Origin of the sequence: Mycobacterium sp. (genome assembly GCF_035603715.1) — a bacterium.
Lineage (GTDB): Bacteria > Actinomycetota > Actinomycetes > Mycobacteriales > Mycobacteriaceae > Mycobacterium.
In genome coordinates, this window is sequence record NZ_DATNJW010000324.1 from 1 (window position 1) to 6,796 (window position 6,796).

At 65.3% G+C, this 6,796-nt stretch carries 7 protein-coding genes; 3 read left to right on the forward strand and 4 right to left on the reverse strand.

Features of this window, described 5'->3' with window-relative positions; genetic code table 11:
• Nucleotides 1-476 (forward strand): ABC transporter permease subunit (locus tag VN856_RS13335; protein WP_325689734.1); only part of this gene is annotated, 476 nt, incomplete at its 5' end.
• An 18-nt stretch (nt 477-494) separates the two neighbouring features.
• Nucleotides 495-1,541 carry a sulfate/molybdate ABC transporter ATP-binding protein gene (locus VN856_RS13340; protein WP_325689736.1) on the forward strand — a complete coding sequence of 349 codons (1,047 nt, stop codon included), beginning with the start codon at nt 495-497 and terminating at the stop codon, nt 1,539-1,541.
• On the opposite strand, the gene VN856_RS13345 is transcribed toward VN856_RS13340, so the two are convergent.
• From VN856_RS13345 to VN856_RS13360, 4 genes are all read right to left on the reverse strand, one after another.
• Complete coding sequence (locus tag VN856_RS13345; RefSeq protein WP_325689738.1) at nt 1,531-2,121, reverse strand: DUF4190 domain-containing protein; 591 nt, start codon at nt 2,119-2,121, stop codon at nt 1,531-1,533. The genes VN856_RS13340 and VN856_RS13345 overlap by 11 nt on opposite strands.
• Nucleotides 2,122-2,194: 73 nt before the next feature.
• Nucleotides 2,195-2,893, reverse strand: coding sequence for a sirohydrochlorin chelatase (locus VN856_RS13350; RefSeq protein ID WP_325689740.1), 699 nt, complete (start codon nt 2,891-2,893; stop codon nt 2,195-2,197).
• Entirely contained in the window at nt 2,890-3,633 is a 744-nt protein-coding gene (locus tag VN856_RS13355; RefSeq protein WP_325689742.1) for a phosphoadenylyl-sulfate reductase, read from the reverse strand. Before VN856_RS13355 ends, VN856_RS13350 begins: the two co-directional genes overlap by 4 nt.
• Nucleotides 3,630-5,297 (reverse strand): nitrite/sulfite reductase, encoded by a 1,668-nt coding sequence (locus tag VN856_RS13360; protein WP_325689744.1) that lies wholly within the window; start codon nt 5,295-5,297, stop codon nt 3,630-3,632. The genes VN856_RS13355 and VN856_RS13360 overlap by 4 nt, the downstream gene beginning before the upstream one ends.
• 398 nt (nt 5,298-5,695) lie before the next feature.
• Between VN856_RS13360 and hemW the strand changes: the two genes are divergently transcribed.
• The coding region (gene hemW, locus VN856_RS13365; RefSeq protein ID WP_325689746.1) for a radical SAM family heme chaperone HemW at nt 5,696-6,796 on the forward strand (1,101 nt) is incomplete at its 3' end.

Below are 6,796 nucleotides of genomic sequence, written 5' to 3' on the forward strand. Positions count from 1 at the left end.
GATCGGCCGGGCTGCTGGGCTTCGTAGAGCGAGACTTCGGCTTCAAGATCATCTTCGGTCTGCCGGGCATCGTCCTCGCCAGCGTCTTCGCCACGCTGCCATTCGTCGTACGCGAGGTCGAGCCGGTTCTACACGAGGTGGGCACCGATCAGGAGCAGGCAGCGGCAACTCTGGGATCCAATTGGTGGCAAACGTTTTGGCGGATCACCCTCCCGTCGATCCGTTGGGGTCTGACCTACGGGATCGTGTTGACCGTTGCCCGCACCCTCGGTGAATACGGTGCGGTCATCATGGTGTCGTCGAACCTGCCGGGCCAATCCCAGACGCTCACGCTATTGGTGTCCGACCGCTACAACCGGGGCGCCGAATACGGCGCCTACGCCGTTTCGACGTTGTTGATGGTGGTTTCGGTGATTGTTCTGATCGTTCAGGTGATTCTTGACGCTCGCCTCAAGCGAGCAACGAAGCGGCCGTGACAAGGAGGAGTGTCGGTAATGACTGACGCGATTGTGGTGCGGGGCGCCAACAAACGTTACGGCGACTTCGCCGCATTGGACAACGTTGACTTCGAGGTACCGGCTGGTTCATTGACGGCGCTGCTGGGCCCGAGTGGTTCCGGCAAGTCGACGCTGTTGCGCGCCATCGCTGGGCTTGATCACCCGGATACCGGAACCATCACGATCAACGGCCGCGATGTGACCGGAGTTCCGCCGCAGCGGCGCGGCATCGGCTTTGTCTTCCAGCACTACGCGGCCTTCAAGCATTTGACCGTTCGGGACAACGTTGCCTTTGGGCTGAAGATTCGGCGGCGGCCCAAGGCCGAGATCGCCGAGAAGGTAGACAACCTGCTGGAGGTGGTGGGGCTCAGCGGTTTCCAAACCCGCTACCCGAGTCAACTCTCCGGCGGTCAGCGTCAACGCATGGCGCTGGCCCGTGCGTTGGCCGTCGACCCCCAGGTGCTGCTGCTCGACGAGCCGTTTGGCGCGCTAGACGCGAGGGTCCGCGACGATCTGCGGGCATGGCTGCGCCGTTTGCACGACGAGGTGCATGTGACCACGGTGCTGGTGACTCACGATCAGGCCGAGGCGCTCGACGTCGCCGACCGGATCGCCGTGCTCAAAGACGGACGCATTGAACAAGTGGGGTCGCCCAAAGCCGTCTACGACGCGCCGGCAAATGCGTTTGTGATGTCGTTTCTCGGTGCGGTCTCGTCACTGAACGGGACTCTGGTTCGCCCGCACGACATCCGGGTCGGGCGCAGTCCGGATATGAAGATCGCGGCCGACGACGGCACCGCACAGACCGCCGGTGTGGTCCGCGCCACCATCGATCGTGTGGTGATGCTGGGCTTCGAGGTGCGGGTGGAGTTGACCAATGCCGCCACCGGCGGACCGTTCACCGCTCAGATCACCCGCGGCGATGCTGAAGCGCTCGGTCTGAAGGAGGGGGACACCGTCTACGTGCGTGCCACTCGGGTGCCGATGATCCCCGGAGAAGCGCTGCCGCTCAACGACACTGAATCCGCTGCGGTCAGCCCTTGATCGAGCCGACCCGGTCAGAACTGAAGTAGGCAACACACCCTGCCGCGCGATTTTCCACGTACCTCGACTCTGTGCCGGGGGGCCACGCTTCGACTCGCAACTCCGTATCCCGGCTGGCGGTGGCTGAGAATTTCGGCAACTCTGCTTTGCAGCGGTTCTCGAGCTGTTCCTGTTCGGTGTCGTTGTCTGGGAAACGAGATAGCGAGAGCACCGCGAAGACCTCGCGGGAATGCGGTTTGTCGCAGCTCACTGGCGAATTTATGGTTTCGCCGAAGCATTCGCCGACCCGCAGCATCGGCCCGGATTGCAGAGTGCCGGTGATCAGCCCGTCTTTCGGCCACGCGCTATAGGCCCAAACCACGGCCCACAGCATGGATATCACTATTCCTGCGATCGCCAGCCCGCGTCCGGACCCTTGACCGTGCCTGGCTTTGACCAACGCGACGATTCCGGCGATCACACTCAGCGGCACCAGGCTCACCACGCCGAGCAGGAACGCCGCAATCGCCCACCTGCTGACCGGGCGACCAGCGTCGGCCGGGCCGGCGTCTTCGGGATCCGCTGCCTCTGGCGAAGTCATAGTGAAGGCCACCGTAGCCCCCGAGAGGGGGCTCCTTCAACGCAGTTCGAAGTCGGGCGCCGTTGTGGCGTCGTCAAGCCGCGATAGACACTGCCACCGCCGTGGCGAAGCGGTCCAGTACCGTCTCGGCGACCAGTCGGTGTGCACCGAGCGGTGCCGCCATCGGAATGCCTTCGGCTGCAGCAAATGTCGCGACCCGATCGGTCAGCCGCCCGGGCGCCAGAAACCACGGTGCGATTACCACGTGACTGGCGCCGCGGCGGCGCAACTCGCTCGCGGCCTCCGTCAGGGACGGCCCGGAGCCGGTGGCGAACGCGGTTGTCGCACAGGCCCAGTGAGTGCCTGCGATGAGCTTGTCCGCGACCCGGGCGGTGTGCGCGTTGGCCGCATCGTGCGTGGAGCCGATCGCCACCACCAGTACACCCAGTTGCGGGTCGTGCGTGCTGACGCCCAGGTCGGCGAGCCGCTCGTGCAGCACGGCTACCAGCCGATCGTCCTCGCCGAGTACGTCGGCCTGTCGCGCGGTGGCGCCGCAGCTGGCGATCTGGCCGGGGATGTCGATGCGGGCGTGGTAGGCGTCGGCCAGCAGAAACGGGGTGACCACCGAGTCCGGCGTGACGACGTCAACCAGGCGTGGCGTGTTCAGTTCGCAGAACGCCACACGCACGCGGAGCCCGGGCCGCATGAAGCGAATTCGATTGGCCACGGCGCGGGCATTGGCCGCCGATCGTGGATCGGCGCTGCCGTGCGCGGCCAGCACCAAGGTCGTCACGACGCGTGCAGCCCGCATTCCGTCTTGGACAGCCCCTGCCAGCGTCCGCTGCGCGGGTCAGCGCCCTCGACCGGCTTGGCCGTGCAGGGCGCGCAGCCGATCGACGGATATCCTTCGTAGACAAGAGGATTGACCAGCACATCGTTCTCGTCGATGTAGTTCTGCATGTCGTCGTCGGACCAGGTGGCCAGTGGGTTGATCTTCACCAGCCCAAACGCCTCGTCGAAGCTGACCAGCGGCGCATTGGCGCGGGTCGGCGCTTCAACCCGTCGCAGACCGGTCACCCACGCGGAGTAGCCGCGCAGCGCCTTGGACAGCGGGGCGACCTTGCGCAGCCGGCAGCATTCGCTGGGCTTACGGGCGAACAGGTCTTTGCCCAGCAGCTCGTCCTGCTCGGCGACGCTGTGCTCTGGCGTGACGTTGAGCACCCGCACGTCGTAGACGGCCTCGACCGCGTCGCGGGTACCGATGGTCTCCACGAAGTGATATCCCGTGTCCAAGAACAGCACTGGTACGCCAGGGCGGACCTTGGCAGCCAGATCGACCAGCACGGCGTCCTGCATATTCGAGGCCACCACGTAGTTGCAGGTCGCCGTGGACCGGGGCCCGCCGACGCCGCCGAAGTTCGCGTCAGTCCAGCGCAACAAGTCGCTGGCACTGGCGCCTTCCAACTCTGCGGCGCCCTTCTCGGCCAGCTGTCGTAATTCCGCTTCCGTCAAGCCGTCCACCTCCTTGCTCATCGCAGGTCCGCCTCATCGGCGCGCAGCGCCCAATTCGCGAACCGCTCATTCCCGTCGCGTTGCTTGACGAAGTTGCGCACCACCCGGTCGATGTAATCGCCCAGTTCGTCGCTGGTTACCTTGTGCTGCCGCAGTTTTCGCCCGAAACCACTGTCGAGCCCCAAGCTGCCACCGAGATGCACCTGGAATCCCTCGACCGAGCCGCCGTTGCCGTCGTCGACCATTTGGCCCTTGAAACCGATGTCGGCGATCTGGATGCGGGCACACGAATTCGGACAGCCGTTGATGTTGACCGTGACCGGCACATCCAGTTGCGTGTTGAGGTCATTGAGCCGGCGCTCGAGTTCGGGCACCAGCGACTGCGAACGCACTCGAGTTTCGGCGAATGACAACTTGCAGTATTCGATTCCGGTGCAGGCCATCAGGTTCCGACGCCACTGCGACGGTCGCGACGGCAGCCCCAGCGCATCCAGGCCGGCGATCAACTCGTTGAGCTTGTCGTCGGGGACGTCGAGGATGATCAGCTTCTGGTACGGGGTGAAGCTGACCCGCTGCGATCCGGCCTGCTCAGCGAGGTCGGCGACCGCGGACAAGATCGTGCCGGATACCCGACCCGCGATCGGCGCGACGCCCACGGCGTTGAGCCCGTTCTTCAGCCGCTGCACGCCGACGTGGTCGATCGGGTGCTTGATGGGCTCGGGGGCCGGGCCGTCGATGAGTTTGCGCTTGAGGTACTCGGTTTCGAGCACCTCACGGAACTTCTCGATGCCCCAGTCTTTGATGAGGAACTTCAGCCGGGCTTTGGCCCGCAGCCGCCGATAGCCGTAGTCACGGAACAGTGAGGTGACGGCCTCCCAGACGTCGGCGACCTCCTCCAGCGGCACCCAGGCGCCGACCCGTTGCGCCAGCATCGGGTTGGTGGACAGGCCGCCGCCCACCCACAAATCCAGTCCCGGTCCGTGCTCGGGATGATTGACGCCGATGAACGCGATGTCGTTGATCTCATGCGCGACGTCCTGCAGACCCGATATCGCGGTCTTGTATTTACGGGGCAGGTTCGAGAATTCCGGGTTGCCGATGTAGCGGCGGACGATCTCCTCGATCGCCGGCGTGGGGTCGAGCACCTCGTCAACCGACAGACCGGCCAGCGGGGAGCCCAGCACCACACGGGGGCAGTCGCCGCAGGCTTCGGTGGTCTGCAGCCCAACGGCTTCCAGTCGTTTCCAGATTTCAGGTACATCCTCGATCTGGATCCAGTGGTACTGAACATTTTCCCGGTCGGAGATGTCGGCGGTATCCCGGGCGAATTCGATGGAAATCTCGCCGAGCGTGCGCAGCGCCGCGGTAGACAATGTCCCGCCGTCGCAACGCACCCGCATCATGAAGTACTTGGCCTCGAGCAGGTCGATGTTCTCGTCACCGGTGAAGCTGCCGTCGTAACCCTGCTCGCGCTGCGTGTAGAGCCCGGCCCAGCGCATGCGGCCACGCAGGTCGTTCTTCTCGATGCTGTCGAATCCGGCGGTGGAGTAGTGGTTGAGGATTCGGTCGCGGACGTTCAGCGCATCGTCATCTTGCTTGAATTGCTCGTTGGGGTTGAGCGGCTCGCGCTCACCCAGCGCCCACTGGCCTTCGCTGCGGCTTTTGGCGGGGCGGGGGGACGTCATGCGGCAATCTCCTTTGTGGAGCAGCCGGCTGGGACCGCGCAAACCACCGGTGGCTGTCCCGGCGGCGCAGATCCGGGGGCCAGCTGAAACTACTGGTGGACGGGTCTACGGCATCAAGCCAGACAGCGACAGCTGCACACACGCAAGAAGTCGACATGGCGACGCGCCACCAACGCGATGCGGAAATTGGGGTGGGCGGCGGTCACTCGACCATTGTGCCACGGATGTCGCCGCCCATAACTACCAGGGGGGAATTTCACTCATAGTGATCAAAACTACGAGCCGTGTCTGAAATCCTCCGCAACGCTTTCTTCGATTCCGCTGCGAGGACCTACCCGCTGTCATTCGTGGTGTCCCGGCCTGGAGCTTGGGCCGGCACTCGGGAATATTGGTAAGGCGTGACGGCATCCTCCGCGCCAGCCGACCTCCCTGAGCTGCAGTTGAGCGCCGGCGGCCCGTTCGGCATCTATGTCCACGTGCCGTTCTGCTTCACCCGCTGCGGCTATTGCGACTTCAACACCTACACGCCCGCCGAGCTGGGCGGGGTGAACCCCGACGCATGGCTGGACAATCTGCGCTCAGAGCTCGAACTCGCGGCCGCTCGGTTGGGCGGACCGACCGTGCAGACCGTCTTCGTCGGCGGCGGGACACCGTCGCTGTTGGGCCCGGAGCGCTTCACCCGGGTGCTGGAATCGGTGCGGGACAACTTCGAGCTGGCCGCCGACGCCGAGGTGACCACCGAGGCCAACCCGGAGTCGGCGTGGCCGGACTTCTTCGCCGCGGCGCTCGCCGCCGGCTGCACCAGGGTGTCGTTGGGTATGCAATCGGTGTCGCCTCGGGTGCTGGGTGTGCTCGACCGGATCCACACGCCGAACCGGTCGGCGGCGGCGGCCCGCGAGGCGCTTGCCGAAGGGTTCGAACACGTCAGCCTCGACCTCATCTACGGCACCCCCGGTGAGTCCGACGACGATCTGCTGCGATCGGTCGAAACCGCGATCGACACCGGCGTCGACCACGTGTCCGCCTACGCCCTGGTCGTCGAGGACGGCACCGCGCTGGCGCGCCGGGTCCGCAGCGGCGAACTGGACGCTCCCGACGACGACGTTCTTGCACATCGCTACGAGCTGGCGGACGAGCAGCTGTCGGCGGCCGGCTTCGACTGGTACGAAGTGTCTAACTGGAGTCGGCCGGGCGGGGAGTGCCGACACAACCTGGGGTACTGGGACGGTGGTCAGTGGTGGGGCGCCGGTCCGGGCGCGCACAGCTTCGTCGGCGCGACGCGCTGGTGGAATGTCAAGCATCCCAACGCTTATGCCCAGATCCTGGAAGGTGACGCGCTACCGGTCGCGGGTTTCGAGCAGCTGGACGCCACCAGCCGCCACACCGAGGACGTGTTGCTGCAGATCCGGCTGCGTCAGGGTCTGCCCACCGAACTGCTGGACGACGCCGAGCGCGAGCGCGCCGGCGTCGCCATCGAGGATGGCTTGCTGTCTCGGGAG

Excerpts from the sequence above, each read along its gene's own strand:
- VN856_RS13360 (WP_325689744.1), bottom strand. The coding sequence starts at position 5,297 with ATGACGTCCCCCCGCCCCGCCAAAAGCCGCAGCGAAGGCCAGTGGGCG.
- VN856_RS13355 (WP_325689742.1), bottom strand. The coding sequence starts at position 3,633 with ATGAGCAAGGAGGTGGACGGCTTGACGGAAGCGGAATTACGACAGCTG.
- VN856_RS13345 (WP_325689738.1), bottom strand. The coding sequence starts at position 2,121 with ATGACTTCGCCAGAGGCAGCGGATCCCGAAGACGCCGGCCCGGCCGAC.
- VN856_RS13340 (WP_325689736.1), top strand. The coding sequence starts at position 495 with ATGACTGACGCGATTGTGGTGCGGGGCGCCAACAAACGTTACGGCGAC.